Consider the following 17,275-nt stretch of genomic DNA (forward strand, 5'->3'; position numbering starts at 1 on the left):
AAGGGGAAATCCAATTAATTTATAGATAATTAATTGAATAATCTCCAGGGATTGAAATGATCCGGTTCTTTATTGCCGCGCGCAGGTGTGCCCCGGTTTACAGCCAGCAATCCTTGAGGGCCAGATTGTGGTCCAGCAGCACCAGATCGGCCTTGCGGCCTGGATGCAACCACCCGTAACGGCGGTCTTGTCCGATGACGCGTGCCGGCTCGGCGCTGGCCATGGCGAGCGCACGTTCAAGGTCAATCCCCACCACCTGCACCATGGTGGCGATGGCCTGGGGTAGGGTCAGGTCTGCCCCGGCCAGGGTGCCATCGGCCAAGGTCAGGCGTCCGTCGCGGCGCAGGATACGGCGGCCGCCCAGGGTCATTTCGGTCATGTCGGTGCCGGCAAAGGCCATGCAGTCAGACACAAGGAACAGCCCCTGGTGGCGGGCCTGCACGGCCAGGCGCACCACCGCCGGGTGCACATGGATGCCGTCGACGATCAGCCCCGCCGCCGCATCCCCCGACAGCACCGCACCGGCAAGGCCCGGGGCGCGGTGGCCGATCTGGCTCATGGCGTTGAACAGATGCGTTGCGCAGCGCGCGCCGGCGGCAAAGGCGGCCTGTGCCTGTTCGTAGCTGCAATCGGTGTGGCCCAGGCTGACAATCACGCCAGCCTGCGACAACTGGGCGATCTGGTCCGGGCTGACCGATTCAGGCGCCACGGTCAGCATCAATGCGGGCAGGCGCCCGGCGGCGTCGCACAGCCGGTTCAGGTCGTCATCCTGCATCGGCCGGATCAGGGCGGGATCATGTGCACCCTTGCGGCGCGGGTCCAGATGCGGCCCTTCGAGATGCAGACCCAGGAATCCCGGCACCTCGGCCGCTGCGGCGGCGATGCCCGCCGCCAGCACGGCAGCCGTCGCCTGGGGGGTGTCGGTAATCAGCGTCGGCAGGATGCCCGCCGATCCCAGCCGTCGATGGGCGGCGCAGATATGGCGCAACGCGGCGACATCGGTGCGGCCATCGACCATGAGCCCACCGCCGCCGTTCACCTGCAGATCCAGAAAGCCGGGGGCAAGGATGCCGGACAGTCGGCGAACCGTCCCTTGCGGCGCCTCGGCGGCAGGCAGCAGGGCCGAAATCGCGCCATCCTCGATCACCAGCGCATGATCGTCCAGCAGTCGCGCGCCGTCAAAGATGCGGGCGCCGGTCAGAATCTCGGGCGCCATCAGACCGTCTCCGTGACCTTGCGCAGGTGAGGAGGGGTGTCCGGGTCAAAGCCGCGCCGGCGCGCCAGCCCCTCGATAAAGGCATAGAAACCGGCGATGGTGACCAGTGGCGCGACCAGCGGATGCAGATCCCCGACTGAGGGCAGGGTGACGGCGCCGCCGACCTCGGTGCCGGTGACGAACACATCAGCCCCCTGCGCCGCCAGCCGCTCGGCCGTGGCCTTCAGCTGCGGCAGTGCCGCATCCTCGATCCCCAGGGCCAGCACCGGAAAGCTGGCCTGCACGATGGCGGCCGGACCATGCAGCACCTCGGCCGCGGAATAGGCCTCGGCGTGCAGGCCGCAGGTTTCCTTGAACTTCAGCGCCGCCTCGCAGGCGATGGCAAAGCCGGGGCCGCGGCCCAGCACAAAGGCGGAATTGGCCCGCGCCAGCCGCGCCGACAGCGCCGACCAGTCCAGGTTGATCGCCTGGGCGAAGGCGTCGGGCAGGCCGGCCACCGCATCCTGCAGGGCGTGATCCTCGCGCCATTCGGCCAGCAGGGACAGACCCGCCAGCACCGAGGTGACGAAGGTCTTGGTGGCGGCGACGCTTTTTTCCTCGCCCGCCTGCAGCGGCAGGCAATGCGCCGAGGCCGTGGCCATGGGGCTGTGTTCGAAATTGGTGATGGCAATGGACAGCGCGCCGCCATCGCCGGACGCGCGCATCATCTCGACGATGTCGGGGCTGCGGCCCGATTGCGAAATGCCCAGGCAGGCCGCCTTGCCCAGCCGCAGCGGCCGGCGATAAATCGAGGCGATGGACGGCCCGACCGAGGCGACCGGCACCCCGGCCTCAAGCTCGATGGCGTATTTCAGGTAGGTGGCGGCATGATCGGACGACCCGCGCGCGACCGTGACCACCAGATCGGGATCCTTGCGGCGCAGGGCTGCGGCGGCGTCCAGCACCATCTGGCGCGACTGATCCAGAAAGCGCGCGGCTGCCTGGGGGATTTCGGCCACTTCGCGGGCCATGTGGGTCTGGGTCATTGCGATGTCCTTTCGCCTTGGGGCGCAAGTTTCAATTCGACGGCAAAGTCATAGGCATCCCCGCGGTAAAGCGAGCGGGTGAACTCGACGACCTTGCCCGAGGGCAGATAGGAAATCCGTTCGATCCGCAGCCCGGCGACACCGGGCATCACCCCCAGCAGCTCGGCATCCTTGCTGGTCAGGTTGGCGGCGGAAATGCGTTGCACGGCGCGCACCGGGCGCAGGCCCCGCGCCTCGAGCACGGCATAAAGCGAGCCTTCGACGGCCTGCGGATCGGGCAGGATCTGCTGGGCCAGCGAGGCGCGTTCGATCGCCAGCGGCACGCCGTCGGAACTGCGCACACGCTCAAGCCGGGCGACCTTGTCGCCTACACCCAGACCCAGCGCCATGACCTCTTCGGGGGCGGGGGCGTGCAGGCCGCGTGCGATCCAGCGGCTTTCGACTGAGCGCCCGCGCCGGGCCATGTCCTCGGTGAACGAGGTCAGCAGCGACAGCGCCTGTTCCAGCTTTTCGACGCGGGGCGCGACGAATGTGCCCGAGCCGCGCTTTTGCACCAGCTGGCCCGAGGCGACCAGTTCCGCCACCCCCTTGCGGATGGTGACGCGCGACAGCCCGGTCATCGCGGCCAGTTCCCGTTCCGGCGGCAGGCTGTCACCGGGTTTCAGATCGCCCGCAGCGATGGCCTCGGCGATCAGGCGCTGCAATTGCAGATACAGCGGTCCGCCGCCGCTGTCCTCGAATGCTTCGGGGCGAAAGATATGGCTCATCATGCCTCCTGCCGCGCCAGCAGCAGCGCGCCGTCCAGCCCGGAACCCATGGCGGGGCGGATGTCCCAAAGCCCGGCCATGCGCGCGGCGTAATGCGCGCCCAGCCCGCCCAGGAACACCACCGGCAGGTTGCGACCGGCCTGCAAGGTGTCGATCATCTGCCGCACCTCGGCCACGGCATCGTCAAATATCTGCCTGGCGGCAGGATCGGTGCCCGTCACGATGGCGGGGGCAAAACGGCCGAACTCCACCGGCTTGGCGCGCAGGCCAAAGGAAATGACGCCCTCGATCCCGCCCAGTTCATCCAGAACCTGTTGCAACAGCGGCGTCATGGGCACGAACCCGTCCTCGGCGCGCAGGGCGCGCGCCAGCAGCGAACGGCCCAGCACCGCGCCGCTGCCCTCATCGCCCAGCAGAAAGCCGCGGCCGCCGTATTGGCGCATCCTGCCCCCCGCCTGAACGGCAAAGACCGAGCCCGTTCCCATGGCCGCCACGATGCCGTCGCCGCCCTGCAAGGCGCCGGTGGCGGCAGTCACCGCATCAGTCACGATTCGGCAGCGATCAAAAGGCAGCATTGCGCGCAATCTTTCGGCTGCCGCGGTAACGTTGGCCCCGGCCAGCCCCAGAACTGCGGTTATCGGTTGCGCGCGGGCGATTCCCGCAGCCCTGATCGCGTCCTCGGTCGCGGCCAGGATATTGGCGCAGGCGGCTTCGGTTTCGATCGAGATATTGGCGGGGCCTGCTGCGGCCTGGCCCAGAACACGGCCGCGGGCATCCGCCAGCGCCGCCCGGCAACCCGTCCCTCCACCATCGATGCCCAGATAGAATGTCATGGCGCCTCCTTGAACGGCAAGATACCAAAGCAATACCAAAATGGAAGGGTAATCTTTTCAAAGGCGCAAAAAAGGCAGAATACGACATAACTCACAAACAGGGTTTACAATTGGTATTGTTTTGGCATTATCAGGGCAGAGGGAAGGGGAATCACATGACCACCACCACCGAATCCCGGCACCCCGGGTCCGACGGCCTGCATGCGTTGCCTGATGCCGAGTGTCTGGCACGGCTTCTGGATGCACAGGTCGCCGCACTGCAGGCGGTGCGTCCCTCGTTTCCTGCCCTGGTGCGGGCCGCGGATGCGGCGGCTGCGTCGCTGCGGGCCGGCGGTCGGCTGGGTTATGCCGGGGCCGGATCGTCGGGGCTGATGGCCCTGGCCGATTGCCTGGAACTGGCAGGCACATTCGGCATCCCGCCCGAACGCACGCCCATGCTGTTCGCCGGTGGCGCGGCGGCGCTACTGCATCTGCAAGGCAGTGTCGAGGATGATCCCGACCTGGCGCTGGCCGATCTGGATCGCAGCGGTCTGGAGCGCGGCGATACGCTGCTGTGCCTGTCCGCCTCGGGGCGCACGCCATATGCACTGGCCGCTGCCGGCGCGGCCCGGGCGCGCGGTGTCGTTGTCGTGGGTATCGCCAATGTCGCGAACTCACCTTTGTTGTCCGAGTGCGACGTGCCTGTGCTGCTGGATACCGGCCCCGAGGTGGTGACCGGATCGACGCGCATGGGGGCCGCAACCGCGCAAAAGGCCGCGCTGAACATGCTGTCCACGCTGGTGGCGGTCCGCCTTGGGCATGTGCTGGACGGTTACATGATCAATGTGGTGGCCGACAACGCCAAGCTGGTCGATCGCGCGGCGCGCATCGTTTCCGCGCTGGCTGGCGTCGATCGCGTTGCGGCCGAACACGCGCTTGAGAGCACGGGCGGGGCGGTAAAACCCGCCATTCTGGTCGCCCGGGGCACGGCGCCGGACATCGCGCATGAACAGTTGGCGGCCAGTGATGGGAAACTGGCCGACCTGCTTCAGATTTCACACCAGGGTCCGCAAGAATGACCCGCCATCCAAGGGAGAAGACCATGATCAAGACCATGCGCCTGGCGCTGCTGGGCTCGACGCTGCTGAGCGGCGCGGCCTGGGCACAGGATGTCACCCTGACCATCGAAAGCTGGCGCAACGACGATCTTGCGATCTGGCAGGAAAAGATCATCCCCGCCTTCGAGGCGGCAAACCCCGGCATCAAGATCAACTTCGCCCCTTCGGCGCCCCCTGAATATAACGCGGTGCTGAATTCCAAGCTGGATGCCGGGTCGGCGGGCGATCTGATCACTTGCCGCCCATTCGATGCCTCGCTGGAGCTGTTCAACAAGGGCAAGCTGGCCGATCTGAGCGATCTGCCCGCAATGGCGAACTTCTCGGACGTGGCGAAATCGGCCTGGCAGACCGATGACGGCAGCAAGACCTTCTGCGTGCCGATGGCCTCGGTCATTCATGGCTTCATCTACAACAAGGCCGCCTTCGAGCAGCTGGGCCTGACCCCGCCCAGGACCGAGGCCGAGTTCTTTGCCCTGCTGGACAAGATCAAGGCCGACGGCACCTATATCCCCATGGCGATGGGCACCAACGACCAGTGGGAAGCCGCCACCATGGGCTATCAGAACATCGGTCCCAACTACTGGAAGGGCGAAGAGGGGCGCAAGGCGCTGCTGGCCGGCGAACAGAAGCTGACCGACGAGCCCTGGGTCGCCCCCTTCCGCCAGCTGGCCAAATGGAAGGATTACCTGGGCGACGGGTTCGAGGCGCAGACCTATCCTGACAGCCAGAACCTGTTCACCCTGGGCCGCGCCGCCATCTATCCGGCGGGTTCCTGGGAAATCGGCGTGTTCGGCCCGCAGATCGGCGGCGCGTTCGAGATGGGCGCCTTTCCGCCTCCGGTCCCGGCCGAGGGCGACAAGTGCTATATCAGCGATCACACCGACATCGGCATCGGCATGAACGCCGCCACCAAGCACCCGGACGAGGCGCGCAAGTTCCTGGAATGGGTCGGGTCGTCCGAATTCGCCACGCTTTACGCCAATGCTCTGCCGGGCTTCTTCTCGCTCAATTCGGCCCCGGTCGAGATGCAGGATCCCCTGGCGCAGGAATTCGTCAGCTGGCGCGAGAATTGCGAACCCACCATCCGTTCGACCTATCAGATCCTGTCGCGCGGCACCCCGAACCTTGAAAACGAAACCTGGAATGCCAGCGCCAACGTGATCAAGGGCACCGAGACGCCCGAGGCCGCCGCCCAGCGGCTGCAGGATGGCCTGGCTTCGTGGTACGAGCCGCAGAAGAAATGACCAGGGCCGACCGCTGACGGCGGCCATCGGGGAACGGCAGTGTCCGTTCCCCGCATCCCGGGCGGGCAGCGCCCTTTCACAACCTGAACGGAAAGGATACGCCATGGCGCAGCGAAAACCGTTTCGCTGGCATATCGCGGTGTTTCTGGCGCCCGCGGTGCTGGTCTATACCGCCATCATGATCGTGCCGCTGGTGGCAACGCTGAACCTGTCGCTGTTCAACCTTCGGGATGGAGAGCGCATCTTTGTCGGCTTGCAGAATTTTGCTACCCTGTTCGGCGACCCGCGGTGGAGCCAGGCTTTCTGGAATGCCTTCGGCAACAACGCCTGGTTCTTCCTGGTCCACATGTTGGTGCAGAACCCCATCGGCATCCTGCTGGCGGCGCTGCTGAGTTCGCCGCGCTTGCGCTTCGCGGCCTTTTACCGCACCGCCATATTCGTGCCGACCATCCTCAGCTTCGTGATCGTCGGCTTTGTCTGGAAGCTGATCCTGTCGCCCATCTGGGGAATCGCCCCGGGGATGCTGGATGCCATCGGGCTGAAAAGCCTGTTCGCCCCCTGGCTGGGGCGCGAGGGCTCGGCGCTGACCACGCTGGCGCTGATCTCGGTCTGGCAGTTCGTCGGCATCCCGATGATGCTGATCTATGCCGCGCTGCTGTCGATCCCCGACGAGGTGATCGAGGCCGCCGAGATGGACGGTGTCACCGGCTGGTCGCAGTTCTGGAAGATCAAGCTGCCGCTGATCCTGCCGTCGATCGGCATCATCTCGATCCTGACCTTTGTCGGCAACTTCAACGCCTTCGACCTGATCTATGTGACCCAAGGGTCGCTGGCCGGGCCGAACTTTGCCACCGACATCCTGGGCACGTTCCTTTACCGCACCTTCTTCGGCTTTCAGTTGCAGATCGGCGACCCGCATATGGGGGCGACAATCGCCACCGCCATGTTCGGCATCATCCTGCTGGGCGTCTGCCTTTACCTTTACACCATCCAGCGCCGCTTGCGCCGCTATCAGTTCTGAGGCGACACGATGAGCCAGGCCCGACATTCCCTGTCCCGCAGCATTGCCGCCCATACGGTCCTGCTGGGATATACGCTGATCGCGCTGTTCCCGATTTTCGTGATCGTGGTCAACAGCTTCAAGAACCGCCGCGCCATCTTTGCCGATCCGCTGGCGCTGCCCGATGCCTCGACCTTCGATCTGGTCGGCTACCAGACCGTGCTGGCCCAGGGCGATTTCCTGCAATATTTCACCAATTCGATGATCGTCACCGTCGCCAGCCTGTTCTTCGTGCTGCTGTTCGGGGCGATGGCGGCCTTTGCGCTGTCGGAATACCGTTTTCGCGGCAACGCGCTGTGGGGGCTTTATCTGGCGCTGGGCATCATGATCCCGATCCGCCTGGGCACGGTTGCCATCCTGCAGATGATGGTGGCGGCCGGGCTGGTCAATACGCTGACGGCGCTGATCCTGGTCTATACGGCGCAGGGCCTGCCGCTGGCGGTGTTCATCCTGACCGAATTCATGCGCGGCGTGTCCGACGACCTGAAGAACGCCGGCCGCATCGACGGGCTGTCGGAATATGTCATCTTCTTCCGGCTGGTGTTGCCGCTGGTGCGGCCGGCCATGGCCACAGTTGCGGTATTCACCATGATCCCGATCTGGAACGACCTGTGGTTTCCGCTGATCCTTGCGCCCTCCGAGGCGACCAAGACCATCACCCTGGGCAGCCAGGTGTTCATCGGCCAGTTCGTGACCAACTGGAACGCGGTTCTGGCGGCGCTTGGCCTGGCGATCGTGCCGGTGCTGGTCCTTTACCTGATCTTCTCGCGTCAGCTCATCCGCGGCATCACCGCCGGCGCCGTGAAATGACCATGACAGCCCCGAACAAGGAGTGATCCGATGGGTGCCCTGACCCTGAGCCAAGTGACCAAATCCTTTGGTGCGACCGATGTCATCAAGGGTGTCGACCTGCAGGTCGATGACGGAGAGTTCTGCGTCTTTGTCGGCCCTTCGGGCTGCGGCAAGTCGACCCTGCTGCGCATGATTGCCGGGCTTGAGGATGTGACCTCGGGCGATGTGCGGATCGATGGCGCGCGCATCAACGACCTGGCCCCGGCAAAGCGTGAAATCGCCATGGTGTTTCAAAGCTATGCGCTTTATCCGCATCTGACGGTGCGCGAGAACATGGGCCTGGCGCTGCGCCAGGCGGGCGTCAGCCGTGACCGCATCACCCAGGCCACCGACAAGGCGGCGGCGATGCTGTCGCTGGGCCATCTGATGGACCGGCGTCCCAGCGAGATGTCGGGCGGCCAGCGTCAGCGCGTGGCCATCGGCCGCGCAATCGTGCGCACGCCGAAACTGTTCCTGTTCGACGAGCCGCTGTCGAACCTGGACGCGGCGCTGCGCGTGCAGACCCGGATCGAGATTGCGCGCCTGCACCGCGAACTGGGCGCGACGATGATCTATGTGACCCACGACCAGGTCGAGGCGATGACCCTGGCCGACAAGATCGTGGTCTTGCGGGGCGGCGTGGTCGAACAGGTCGGCCGGCCGATGGATCTGTATAACGACCCCGACAACACCTTTGTCGCCGGCTTCATCGGCAGCCCGCAGATGAACTTCCTCAAGGCGGGGGTGCTGGGGCTGCGTTCGGATACGCTGGGGATCCGTCCCGAACACCTGACCATCGACGCGGGCGGGCAGGGCCAGATTGCCGGCCGCATCAGCCATGTCGAAAAGCTGGGCGGTGAAACGCTGGTCTATGTCAATGCGCCCGATCACGGGTTGCTGACGGTGCGGCTGTTCGGCGAACAGGATTATGCGGTGGACGAACAGGTGACGCTGGGCTTTCAGCCGGCGCGAGCCTATCACTTCGACGCCGAGGGCCGGCGCCTGCGCTGAACCGGCACGGTCAGCGGCGCCAATTTCGCTTGACGCGGTTTTGCCCCCATGGCTACCCCCGCAAGGATGGATGCAAGCGGGGGTGGAACCTTGGATGACCAGGCAAGACGGCTGCGGGTGCTGATCATCGCCGAGGCGGCCAACCCCGAATGGGTCTCGGTGCCGCTGGTGGGCTGGTCGCTGGCCGCGGCGCTGCGCGAGCGCGCCGATGTCCATATCGTCACCCAGGTCCGCAACCGCGAGGCGATCCTGCGCGCGGGCCTGGTCGAGGGGCGGGATTTCACCGCCATCGACAGCGAGCGGCTGGCCGCGCCGATGTGGCGGCTTGCCGAGCGGCTCAGCTTTGGCAAGGGCGTCGGCTGGACGATGAAGACCGCCGTGACCACGCTGGGCTACGGCTACTTTGAACGCCTGGTCTGGCGCCAGTTCGGTGACCGCATCCGCGCCGGCGCCTATGACCTGGTGCATCGCATCACCCCGCTGACGCCCACCGCCAACAGCCTGCTGGCGCCGCGCTGCCGCCGGGCGGGGGTGCCCTTCGTGCTGGGGCCGCTGAATGGCGGCGTTCCGTGGCCGCGCGGATTTGACAGCGAACGGCGGCGGGAACGGGAATGGCTGTCCTATGTCCGCGGCGCCTACAAGGCATTGCCGGGGCGGGGGGCGATGCTGCGCGATGCCGCGGCGATCCTGTGCGGGTCGCTGCACACGCGCAGCGAAATTCCGGCGCGTTTTCAGCACAAGACCATCTGGCTGCCCGAAAATGCCATCGATCCGGCGCGCTTTGCGCTGCGCGCGCCGCAACCGGGCCGCCTGCCGCTGCGCGGCTGCTTCATCGGCCGTCTGGTCCCCTACAAGGGCGCCGACATGGCGATCGAGGCGGCGGCGCCGCTGTTGCGGGCCGGGCTGCTGACGCTGGACGTGATCGGCGATGGCCCGCAGGCGGATGACCTGCGCGATCTGGTGGCGCGCGAGGGCTTGGGTCAGGCGGTGCAGCTGCGCGGCTGGGTCGAACATGGCCAGGTGCAGACCATCGCCGCGCAGTCGCAGTTGCTGATCTTTCCTTCGGTGCGCGAGTTCGGCGGCGGCGTCGTGCTCGAGGCGATGGCGCTGGGCGTGGTGCCGGTGGTGGCCGATTACGCCGGGCCGGGCGAGCTGGTCGATGACGCCACCGGCTATCGCATTGCCATGGGCAGCCGCGAACAGATCGTGGCCGGGCTGCGCGCGCGGCTGCAGGCGATCGCCGAAGATCCCTCGGGGCTGCCGGTGATGGCCGAGGCGGCGCGCGACCGGGCGCTGCGCGATTTCACCTGGCCCGCCAAGGCGGCGCAGGTCGAACGCATCTGGCGGGCTGTGCTGGCGGGTGCGCCGCTGCCGCAGGAACTGCCGTTGCCGCGCCGGGCTGGCGCATAGGCGGATGTCGTGCCATGCTTGGGCCAATCAACCCGGGGAAGGCGATGCGCGCACGACAGATCCTGACGGCAATGCTGACCGCGCTTGCGCTGCTGGCGGCGCTGCCGGCGGCGGCGCGGGAATGCGTGGGCTCGGACCTTTTCGCGCGCCTGCCCGCCACCGAACTGGCCGAACTGGATCGCCGGGTGGCGGCGGTGCCCTATCACCAGGGCCTGTTCTGGCAGGCGCGCAAGGGCGATCAGCGCGTCACCCTGATCGGCACCTATCATTTCGCCGACCCCCGCCACGACCTGACCATGCGCCGCTTTGGCCCCGACATCGATGCCGCCGATGTGCTGCTGGTCGAGGCCGGCCCCGAGGAAGAGGCGCGGCTGACCGCAGCCATGACCAGGGATCCCGCCTTGCTGGTCGATGCCGATGGCCCGACCCTTCCCGAAAGGCTGAGCAAGCCCGAATGGCAGGCGCTTTCGGCCGCGCTCGAGGCGCGGGGCCTGCCGGCGGTGGTCAGCAGCCGGCTGCGGCCATGGTATGTGGCGGTGATGCTGGGGGTTTCGCCCTGCATGATGCGGTCGGTCAAGGATCAGGCCCGGGCAGGGGGGCTGGATCACCTGCTGATCGACCGCGCGCACGAAGCCGGCGTGCCCGTGCGCGCGCTTGAACCCTGGGACACGGTGCTGACCCTGTTTCAGGGCATGACCCCGCAGCAGGAAATCGACATGATCCGCGCGGCCATGCCGGCCGCCCAATATGCCGACGACTACGCCGCCACCCTGGCCGACAGCTATTTTGCCGGCCAGAGCTGGCGCATCTGGGAATTCGGCCGCCATGACGCCTATCGCCATTCGGGCCTGAGCCGCGAACAGGTGGACGCACAGATGCGCTTTGCCCGGGAACGGCTGATGGACGGGCGCAACGCCCGCTGGATCGGCCCGATCGAACAGGCGGCGCAGGCGGCCGCCGCGCGCGGCAAGGGCGTGGTGGTGGGATTTGGCGCGCTGCACTTGCCGGGCGAAGGCGGGGTGCTGCGCTTGCTGGAACGGGCGGGCTGGACAATCAGCCCCCTTGATCTGAAAGGGACCGGGCATGGCGGATGATCTGTGGCGCGAGGAACGCGATTTCTGGCTGGCCGGGGTGGCCGAGGCCGCCCGCAAGCTGGACGAGGCCTGCCTGATGGCCTTTGCCGGCACCGGCATCCTGACGCGCCGGCGGGTCGTCGAAAGCCTGTCCGCGGTGCCGCGCTGGCAGGAAATCACCATGACCGACCGCGCCAGCATCGAAACCGACGATCTTTGCGTTCTGGCCTATCGCGCCACCGCGCGGCGACCGGGGGCCGACACCTATCGCGCGATCTGCACCACCACCTGGATCCGCCGCGACGGCGACTGGCGCATCGTCCAGCACCAGCAGACGGCCGTCTGAAGGCTTGCTGATCGCCTGGCTTGCGGTCCGGTCGCCGGGTCATCTTTGCCGGTTGATAGACATTCCCGGGGGCGCGGCCTATAACCCGGCCGGATTTTCCGCCTAGCCCAAGGGATCAACCATGATCAAGGTTTTCGGCCACAAGGCCCCCGATACCGATTCGACCGGCTCGCCCATCATCTGGGCCTGGTATCTGTCCGAGGTGCGCAAGCAGCCTGCCGAGGCGGTCCTGCAGGGCGAACCGAACACCGAAGCCGCCTGGATGCTGACCAAATGGGGTCTGGCCAAGCCGCAGATCATCGCGGATGTGGCGGCGGGCGATCAATGCGTGGTGGTCGACACCAACAACCCCGCCGAACTGCCCGCCTCGATCAACGAGGCGGATGTGATCGAGATCATCGACCACCACTTGCTGGCCGGCGGCATCCGCACCCGCCTGCCCATCAACATCACCATTCGTCCGCTGGCCTGCACCGCCACCATCATGCATGACCTGATGGGTGACGAGGCGCTGGCCCGCGCACCCCGCGCGATCAAGGGCGCGATGCTGACCTGCATCCTGTCCGACACGCTTGAGTTCCGCAGCCCGACCACCACCGCGCATGACCGCTTCGTGGCCGAGAAGCTTGCCGCCGATCTGGGCATTTCCATTCCGGCCTATGCGGCGGAAATGTTTGCCGCGAAATCCGACGTTTCCGCCTTTACCGAAGAGGCGCTGCTGCGGATGGACAGCAAGGAATATGAACTGGGCGGCAAGCAGCTGCGCATCTCGGTCCTGGAAACCACCGCGCCGCAGGTGGTTCTGGACCGCAAGGGCGCGCTGATGGCTGCGATGCCCGGCGTTGCCGCCGCCGATGGCGCCGACGAAGTGCTGCTGTTCATCGTCGATATCCTGAAGGAACAGGCAACGCTGCTGGTCCCCAATGATTTCGTCAAGGCCGTTGCCGAGAAAAGCTTCAACGCGACCGTTACCGGCGACACCGTGGTGCTGCCCGGCATCATGTCCCGGAAAAAGCAGATCATTCCGGCCCTGACCGTCTGAACCTCAAGAAAGGCTTCTCATGACACAGATCATCCACGCACTTGACGATATTGCACGCAATTACGACGCGATTTTCTGTGACCTCTGGGGATGCCTGCACAATGGGGTGGCGGCCTATCCGGCCGCCGTCTCGGCCCTGCGCGACTTTCGCGCGGGTGGCGGCAAGGTGGTCCTGCTGACGAACGCCCCGCGCCCGCAGCGCTACGTTGCCGAACAACTGGACCGCATGAACGTGCCGCAGGATGCCTATGACGCCATCGTCACCTCGGGCGACGCGGCGCAGGATGCGATGTTCGCGGGCGCGGTCGGCCGGCGGGTCTGGGCAATCGCTCAGCCCAAGGACGAAGGTTTCTTTACCGATGTGCCGCCAGAGTGGCAGGACGCCGACCCGATCATCCGGGTGCCGATGACCGAGGCCGAGGGCATCGTCTGCACGGGGCTGTTCGACGACGAAACCGAAACCCCCGACGATTACCGCACCCGCTTGATCCTGTGCCGCGAACGCGGGTTGCCGATGCTGTGCGCCAATCCGGATGTGGTGGTGGATCTGGGCGCCAAGCGGCTTTACTGCGCCGGGGCGCTGGCCGAACTGTATGAAGACCTTGGCGGCAAGGCGCTTTATTTCGGCAAGCCGCATCCGCCGATCTATGATCTGGCCCGCCGCCGGCTGGGCCTGGCCGAGGATGCGCGGGTGCTTGCGATCGGTGACGGTATCGCCACCGACATCCAGGGTGCCCATGGCGAGGGGATGGATGCGCTTTTCGTGACCGGCGGTCTGGCGCACGATCAGTTCGGCCGCGACGTGGAAAACCCCGATCCCGAACGCTTGCGCGAGTGGCTGGCGCTGCGCAGCGAGAATCCGCGTTACAGCATCGGCCGCTTGCGCTGATCGCCAGGAAACATTCTAACATCCTCTGTCGCAAAAGCGTTATTTTATTGCCTTGAGACTGCGATGCTGCTATGCAGCATCGCATATCGGGGAGGATGGAATGATGCTCGACAATCTTCCGCGCGGCACCATCGTCATCGAGGACATGGAAGTCGGCATGATGCGCTACCTGCAAAAGGTGGTGACGGACGAGGACATTGCGATGTTTGCGCAGGTCTCGACCGACCGTAATCCGGTGCATCTTGACGACGCCTATGCCCGAGACACGATCTTTCAGGGGCGCATCGCCCACGGCATGCTGACGGCCGGGCTGATTTCGGCGGTGATCGGCGAACAATTGCCAGGCCATGGCACCGTCTATCTGGGGCAGACGCTGAAATTCCTGGCGCCGGTGCGGCCGGGCGACATGGTCCGCGCCGAAGTGCAGGTCGAGGCCATCGATCATTCGCGGCGGCGGGTGACACTTGCAACGCGTTGTCTTGTCGGTGATACGGTCGTGCTGAAGGGTGAGGCCGTCGTTCTGGCGCCAAGCCGCAAATTCGACTGACGGGCCGGGACCGGCCCAGCGGGGGCCATTTTGCGCATCCATAAGGACTGGAAGGCACTGCCGATCGACGCCCGTGGCGCCACGGTGGCCATGGGAAACTTTGACGGGGTGCATCTGGGGCATCGTTCGGTAATCGATACCGCGCGGGCTGCGGTTGCCGCGCCGCTGGGCGTCGTCACCTTCGAGCCGCATCCGAGGGAATATTTCGCACCTGCAGCGCCGCCGTTCCGTCTGATGAATGTCGAATCGCGGGCCAACAGGCTTGCGCGGCTGGGGGTCGAACATCTCTACCAGCTGCCGTTCGACGCAGTTCTGGCTGGTCTGACGCCCGAGGAATTTGCCAGACAGGTGCTGGTGCAGGGATTGGGCGTGCGACATGTCAGTGTCGGCGCCGATTTCTGTTTCGGCCGCCAACGCTCGGGCACGGCCGAGACCCTGTGCGATCTGGGGCGGCAGCTTGGCTTTGGCGTAACCGTTGCGCCGCTGATCGGCGATGGCGGGGTGGAATACAGTTCGACCGCAATCCGTCAGGCGCTGGCGCAGGGGCGGCCGCGCGATGCGGAACGGATGCTGGGTCACTGGCATCGCATCGATGGCGAGGTGCTGCACGGCGACAAGCGCGGCCGCGACCTGGGCTATCCCACCGCCAACATGTCGATGGACGGCCTGCATCTGCCGCGGCTGGGGGTCTATGCGGTGCTGGTCGATGTGCTGACCGGGCCCGAACGGGGCAGTTACAAGGGCGTGGCCAGCCTGGGCGTGCGGCCGATGTTCGGCGAGAACCGCCCCAATCTCGAGGTGCATATCTTCGACTTTTCGGCCGATCTTTATGGCCAGCACCTGTCGGTGGCGCTGATCGACTATCTGCGTCCCGAGGAAAAATTCGACAGCCTGACGGCGCTGATTCGCCAGATGGACCAGGACAGCGCCCGCGCGCGCGAGATTCTGGCGACCCGCTGATGCGTCCGCGATTCTGGGAACTGCCCCTGAAAAGCCTGGACCCCGAGGAGTGGGAGGCATTGTGCGACGGCTGCGGCAAATGCTGCCTGAACAAGATCGAATACGAGGATACCGGCGAGGTTGCATTTACCCGAGTCGCCTGCAAGTTGCTCGACGGTCAAACCTGCCGGTGTTCCAGCTATGCCAACCGCCATGAATTCGTTCCCGATTGTGTGGTGCTGACGCCGCACAAACTGAAACAGATTGCGTGGTGGCTACCTGCGACATGCGCCTATAGGTTGCGCGCCGAGGGCAAGCCGCTTTACGACTGGCACTACCTGATTTCGGGGGATCGCGAATCGGTGCATCGTGCCGGCGCTTCGGTGCGGGGCTGGACCGTCAGCGAGCTTTCCGTGACCGAGGACGACTGGGACGAGCATATCATCGAGGATCTTTCATGAACTTCTGCTCGGACAATGCGGGGGCGGTGCATCCTCGCATCATGGAGGCGCTGGCGGCGGCCAATGACGGGCATGTGCCCGCCTATGGCCAGGATCGCCTGACGGCCGCCGCCGCCGACCGCCTGCGCGAGGTGTTCGACGCGCCGCAGGCGGCGGTGCATTTCCTGGCCTCGGGGACGGCGGCCAATGCGCTGGCGCTGGCACTGGTCGCACCGGGCTGGGGCAAGGTCATCTGCCATGCCGACGCCCATATCCAGACCAGCGAAACCGGCGCGCCCGAGTTCATGACCGGCGGTGCCAAGCTGATCCCGGTGTCGGGCGCCTGCGGCCGCATCGGCGCCGATGCCCTGGCCGAAACCCTCGCCGCTCACGCCCGCGACGGCGTTCATGGCGGGCAGGTGGCGGCGCTGTCGCTGACCAATGCCACCGAATGGGGCACCATCTATCGTCCTGACGAAGTGGCGGCCTTGGCCGAGATTGCCCATGCCAATCGGCTTGCGGTGCATATGGACGGCGCACGTCTTGCCAATGCCCTGGCCAGCCTGGACGTGGCGCCGGCCGATGTAACCTGGCGGGCAGGGGTCGACATCCTGTCGCTGGGCGCGACCAAGAACGGCTGCATGGCGGCCGAGGCGGTGATGATCTTTGATCCGGCGCGCTCGGAGGAGTTCGAGTTCCGCCGCAAGCGCGCCGGGGCGCTGCTGTCCAAGCACCGCTATCTGGCGGCGCAGATACTGGCCTGGCTGGATGGCGACCTGTGGCTGCAACTGGCCCGACACGCCAATGCCATGGCGCGTGAACTTGGGTTGGGGCTGGCACGACTGCCGGGGGTGCGCATCGATCAGCGTGTCGAAGCGAACGCGGTCTTTGCGACGCTGCCCAGGGCACTGCATCACCGCGCCCTGCAGGCGGGACTTTGTTACCACCTGTGGCCGCACAGCCAGCCTGAAAGCGGCGACGACCCGGTTTCGGTGCGCCTGGTCTGCGGCTGGGACACCCGGCTGGAGGATGTGACCGCAGCGCTGTCCGCGCTTAGCTGAGCGCGCGTGCCAGCAGCGCCAGCGCGTGGTCCACCGTGGCCGCGCGCACGGCGGCGCGGCCCAGCGGGCCGAATTCGACGGTTTCGGTCTCGACGCCAGCGGCATGGGCGACGGCGAAACAGACGCGCCCCTCGGGCTTGTGCTCGGATCCGCCGGGACCGGCAATGCCGGTGACGGCGACGGTCACGCCAGCCTGCGAACGGGCCAGCGCCCCGGCAGCCATTTCGGCGGCGATTTCCTCGCTGACGGCGCCGTGGCGCTCCAGCGTCGTGGGATGGATGCCCAGCATCTCGATCTTGGCGGCGTTGGAATAGGTGACGAAACCGCGGTCGAAGGCGTCGGACGACCCCGGCACATCGGTCAGCCGGCCAGCGATCAGCCCGCCGGTGCAGCTTTCGGCGGTGGCGATCATCAGACCGCGGCGGCGCGCGAGGTCCAGGACAT

The 17,275-nt window shown here is 66.2% G+C and carries 19 protein-coding genes; 14 read left to right on the plus strand and 5 right to left on the minus strand.

Translation table 11 applies throughout. The features are described 5' to 3' along the window. Positions 1–97: 97 nt before the first annotated feature. From nagA to GB880_RS09830, 4 genes are read right to left on the minus strand one after another with little or no spacing between them, the layout of a single operon-like run. Positions 98–1,216 (minus strand): N-acetylglucosamine-6-phosphate deacetylase, encoded by a 1,119-nt coding sequence (gene nagA, locus GB880_RS09815; protein WP_154493477.1) that lies wholly within the window; start codon positions 1,214–1,216, stop codon positions 98–100. Continuing rightward, positions 1,216–2,241: an SIS domain-containing protein gene (locus GB880_RS09820; protein ID WP_154493476.1), complete on the minus strand. Its 1,026-nt coding sequence runs from the start codon at positions 2,239–2,241 to the stop codon at positions 1,216–1,218. Before GB880_RS09820 ends, nagA begins: the two co-directional genes overlap by 1 nt. After that, positions 2,238–3,008 carry a GntR family transcriptional regulator gene (locus tag GB880_RS09825; protein ID WP_154493475.1) on the minus strand — a complete coding sequence of 257 codons (771 nt, stop codon included), beginning with the start codon at positions 3,006–3,008 and terminating at the stop codon, positions 2,238–2,240. Before GB880_RS09825 ends, GB880_RS09820 begins: the two co-directional genes overlap by 4 nt. Next, positions 3,008–3,841: a BadF/BadG/BcrA/BcrD ATPase family protein gene (locus GB880_RS09830; protein ID WP_154493474.1), complete on the minus strand. Its 834-nt coding sequence runs from the start codon at positions 3,839–3,841 to the stop codon at positions 3,008–3,010. The genes GB880_RS09825 and GB880_RS09830 overlap by 1 nt, the downstream gene beginning before the upstream one ends. A gap of 155 nt (positions 3,842–3,996) precedes the next feature. Between GB880_RS09830 and GB880_RS09835 the strand changes: the two genes are divergently transcribed. The 14 genes from GB880_RS09835 (at position 3,997) to GB880_RS09900 (ending at position 16,831) form a co-directional block, all read left to right on the plus strand. After that, complete coding sequence (locus GB880_RS09835; RefSeq protein ID WP_154493473.1) at positions 3,997–4,899, plus strand: N-acetylmuramic acid 6-phosphate etherase; 903 nt, start codon at positions 3,997–3,999, stop codon at positions 4,897–4,899. A gap of 23 nt (positions 4,900–4,922) precedes the next feature. Continuing rightward, the gene (locus tag GB880_RS09840) at positions 4,923–6,182 is read left to right on the plus strand and encodes an ABC transporter substrate-binding protein (protein ID WP_154493472.1); all 1,260 of its coding nucleotides are present in this window, start codon (positions 4,923–4,925) and stop codon (positions 6,180–6,182) included. A 103-nt stretch (positions 6,183–6,285) separates the two neighbouring features. Further along, entirely contained in the window at positions 6,286–7,203 is a 918-nt protein-coding gene (locus GB880_RS09845) for a carbohydrate ABC transporter permease (RefSeq protein ID WP_154493471.1), read from the plus strand. A gap of 9 nt (positions 7,204–7,212) precedes the next feature. Then, positions 7,213–8,052: a carbohydrate ABC transporter permease gene (locus tag GB880_RS09850; RefSeq protein WP_154493470.1), complete on the plus strand. Its 840-nt coding sequence runs from the start codon at positions 7,213–7,215 to the stop codon at positions 8,050–8,052. 30 nt (positions 8,053–8,082) lie between these two features. After that, positions 8,083–9,084, plus strand: a complete 1,002-nt coding sequence (locus tag GB880_RS09855; protein ID WP_154493469.1) for an ABC transporter ATP-binding protein — start codon at positions 8,083–8,085, stop codon at positions 9,082–9,084. A gap of 90 nt (positions 9,085–9,174) precedes the next feature. Continuing rightward, positions 9,175–10,494: a glycosyltransferase family 4 protein gene (locus GB880_RS09860; protein WP_263467103.1), complete on the plus strand. Its 1,320-nt coding sequence runs from the start codon at positions 9,175–9,177 to the stop codon at positions 10,492–10,494. Between the two features lie 44 nt (positions 10,495–10,538). Continuing rightward, the gene (locus GB880_RS09865) at positions 10,539–11,588 is read left to right on the plus strand and encodes a TraB/GumN family protein (protein WP_154493879.1); all 1,050 of its coding nucleotides are present in this window, start codon (positions 10,539–10,541) and stop codon (positions 11,586–11,588) included. After that, a complete protein-coding gene (locus tag GB880_RS09870) occupies positions 11,578–11,913 on the plus strand; it encodes a nuclear transport factor 2 family protein (protein WP_154493878.1) in 336 nt (111 codons plus the stop codon). Before GB880_RS09865 ends, GB880_RS09870 begins: the two co-directional genes overlap by 11 nt. A gap of 121 nt (positions 11,914–12,034) precedes the next feature. Beyond that, positions 12,035–12,955, plus strand: coding sequence for a manganese-dependent inorganic pyrophosphatase (locus tag GB880_RS09875; protein ID WP_154493877.1), 921 nt, complete (start codon positions 12,035–12,037; stop codon positions 12,953–12,955). 19 nt (positions 12,956–12,974) lie between these two features. After that, entirely contained in the window at positions 12,975–13,844 is an 870-nt protein-coding gene (locus GB880_RS09880; RefSeq protein WP_154493876.1) for a TIGR01459 family HAD-type hydrolase, read from the plus strand. Between the two features lie 103 nt (positions 13,845–13,947). Then, on the plus strand, positions 13,948–14,391 hold the full coding sequence (locus tag GB880_RS09885) for a MaoC family dehydratase (protein ID WP_154493875.1): 444 nt from the start codon (positions 13,948–13,950) through the stop codon (positions 14,389–14,391). Between the two features lie 90 nt (positions 14,392–14,481). After that, entirely contained in the window at positions 14,482–15,351 is an 870-nt protein-coding gene (locus tag GB880_RS09890; RefSeq protein WP_442793777.1) for a bifunctional riboflavin kinase/FAD synthetase, read from the plus strand. Then, positions 15,351–15,791, plus strand: coding sequence for a YcgN family cysteine cluster protein (locus GB880_RS09895; protein ID WP_154493873.1), 441 nt, complete (start codon positions 15,351–15,353; stop codon positions 15,789–15,791). Before GB880_RS09890 ends, GB880_RS09895 begins: the two co-directional genes overlap by 1 nt. Next, positions 15,788–16,831, plus strand: a complete 1,044-nt coding sequence (locus GB880_RS09900) for a threonine aldolase family protein (RefSeq protein ID WP_154493872.1) — start codon at positions 15,788–15,790, stop codon at positions 16,829–16,831. The genes GB880_RS09895 and GB880_RS09900 overlap by 4 nt, the downstream gene beginning before the upstream one ends. Here the strand turns inward: GB880_RS09900 and GB880_RS09905 are convergent. Further along, positions 16,824–17,243, minus strand: coding sequence for a CinA family protein (locus GB880_RS09905; RefSeq protein WP_154493883.1), 420 nt, complete (start codon positions 17,241–17,243; stop codon positions 16,824–16,826). The two genes, GB880_RS09900 and GB880_RS09905, sit on opposite strands and share 8 nt — an antisense overlap. Between the last annotated feature and the right edge of the window lie 32 nt (positions 17,244–17,275).

This window comes from Paracoccus sp. SMMA_5_TC (genome assembly GCF_009696685.2).
Classification (GTDB): Bacteria; Pseudomonadota; Alphaproteobacteria; order Rhodobacterales; family Rhodobacteraceae; genus Paracoccus.

Excerpts from the sequence above, each read along its gene's own strand:
- GB880_RS09905 (WP_154493883.1), bottom strand. The coding sequence starts at position 17,243 with ATGATCGCCACCGCCGAAAGCTGCACCGGCGGGCTGATCGCTGGCCGG.
- nagA (WP_154493477.1), bottom strand. The coding sequence starts at position 1,216 with ATGGCGCCCGAGATTCTGACCGGCGCCCGCATCTTTGACGGCGCGCGA.
- GB880_RS09850 (WP_154493470.1), top strand. The coding sequence starts at position 7,213 with ATGAGCCAGGCCCGACATTCCCTGTCCCGCAGCATTGCCGCCCATACG.
- GB880_RS09840 (WP_154493472.1), top strand. The coding sequence starts at position 4,923 with ATGATCAAGACCATGCGCCTGGCGCTGCTGGGCTCGACGCTGCTGAGC.
- GB880_RS09895 (WP_154493873.1), top strand. The coding sequence starts at position 15,351 with ATGCGTCCGCGATTCTGGGAACTGCCCCTGAAAAGCCTGGACCCCGAG.
- GB880_RS09825 (WP_154493475.1), bottom strand. The coding sequence starts at position 3,008 with ATGAGCCATATCTTTCGCCCCGAAGCATTCGAGGACAGCGGCGGCGGA.
- GB880_RS09830 (WP_154493474.1), bottom strand. The coding sequence starts at position 3,841 with ATGACATTCTATCTGGGCATCGATGGTGGAGGGACGGGTTGCCGGGCG.
- GB880_RS09880 (WP_154493876.1), top strand. The coding sequence starts at position 12,975 with ATGACACAGATCATCCACGCACTTGACGATATTGCACGCAATTACGAC.
- GB880_RS09875 (WP_154493877.1), top strand. The coding sequence starts at position 12,035 with ATGATCAAGGTTTTCGGCCACAAGGCCCCCGATACCGATTCGACCGGC.
- GB880_RS09855 (WP_154493469.1), top strand. The coding sequence starts at position 8,083 with ATGGGTGCCCTGACCCTGAGCCAAGTGACCAAATCCTTTGGTGCGACC.
- GB880_RS09845 (WP_154493471.1), top strand. The coding sequence starts at position 6,286 with ATGGCGCAGCGAAAACCGTTTCGCTGGCATATCGCGGTGTTTCTGGCG.
- GB880_RS09870 (WP_154493878.1), top strand. The coding sequence starts at position 11,578 with ATGGCGGATGATCTGTGGCGCGAGGAACGCGATTTCTGGCTGGCCGGG.
- GB880_RS09890 (WP_442793777.1), top strand. The coding sequence starts at position 14,482 with ATGGGAAACTTTGACGGGGTGCATCTGGGGCATCGTTCGGTAATCGAT.
- GB880_RS09900 (WP_154493872.1), top strand. The coding sequence starts at position 15,788 with ATGAACTTCTGCTCGGACAATGCGGGGGCGGTGCATCCTCGCATCATG.
- GB880_RS09835 (WP_154493473.1), top strand. The coding sequence starts at position 3,997 with ATGACCACCACCACCGAATCCCGGCACCCCGGGTCCGACGGCCTGCAT.
- GB880_RS09885 (WP_154493875.1), top strand. The coding sequence starts at position 13,948 with ATGCTCGACAATCTTCCGCGCGGCACCATCGTCATCGAGGACATGGAA.
- GB880_RS09865 (WP_154493879.1), top strand. The coding sequence starts at position 10,539 with ATGCGCGCACGACAGATCCTGACGGCAATGCTGACCGCGCTTGCGCTG.
- GB880_RS09820 (WP_154493476.1), bottom strand. The coding sequence starts at position 2,241 with ATGACCCAGACCCACATGGCCCGCGAAGTGGCCGAAATCCCCCAGGCA.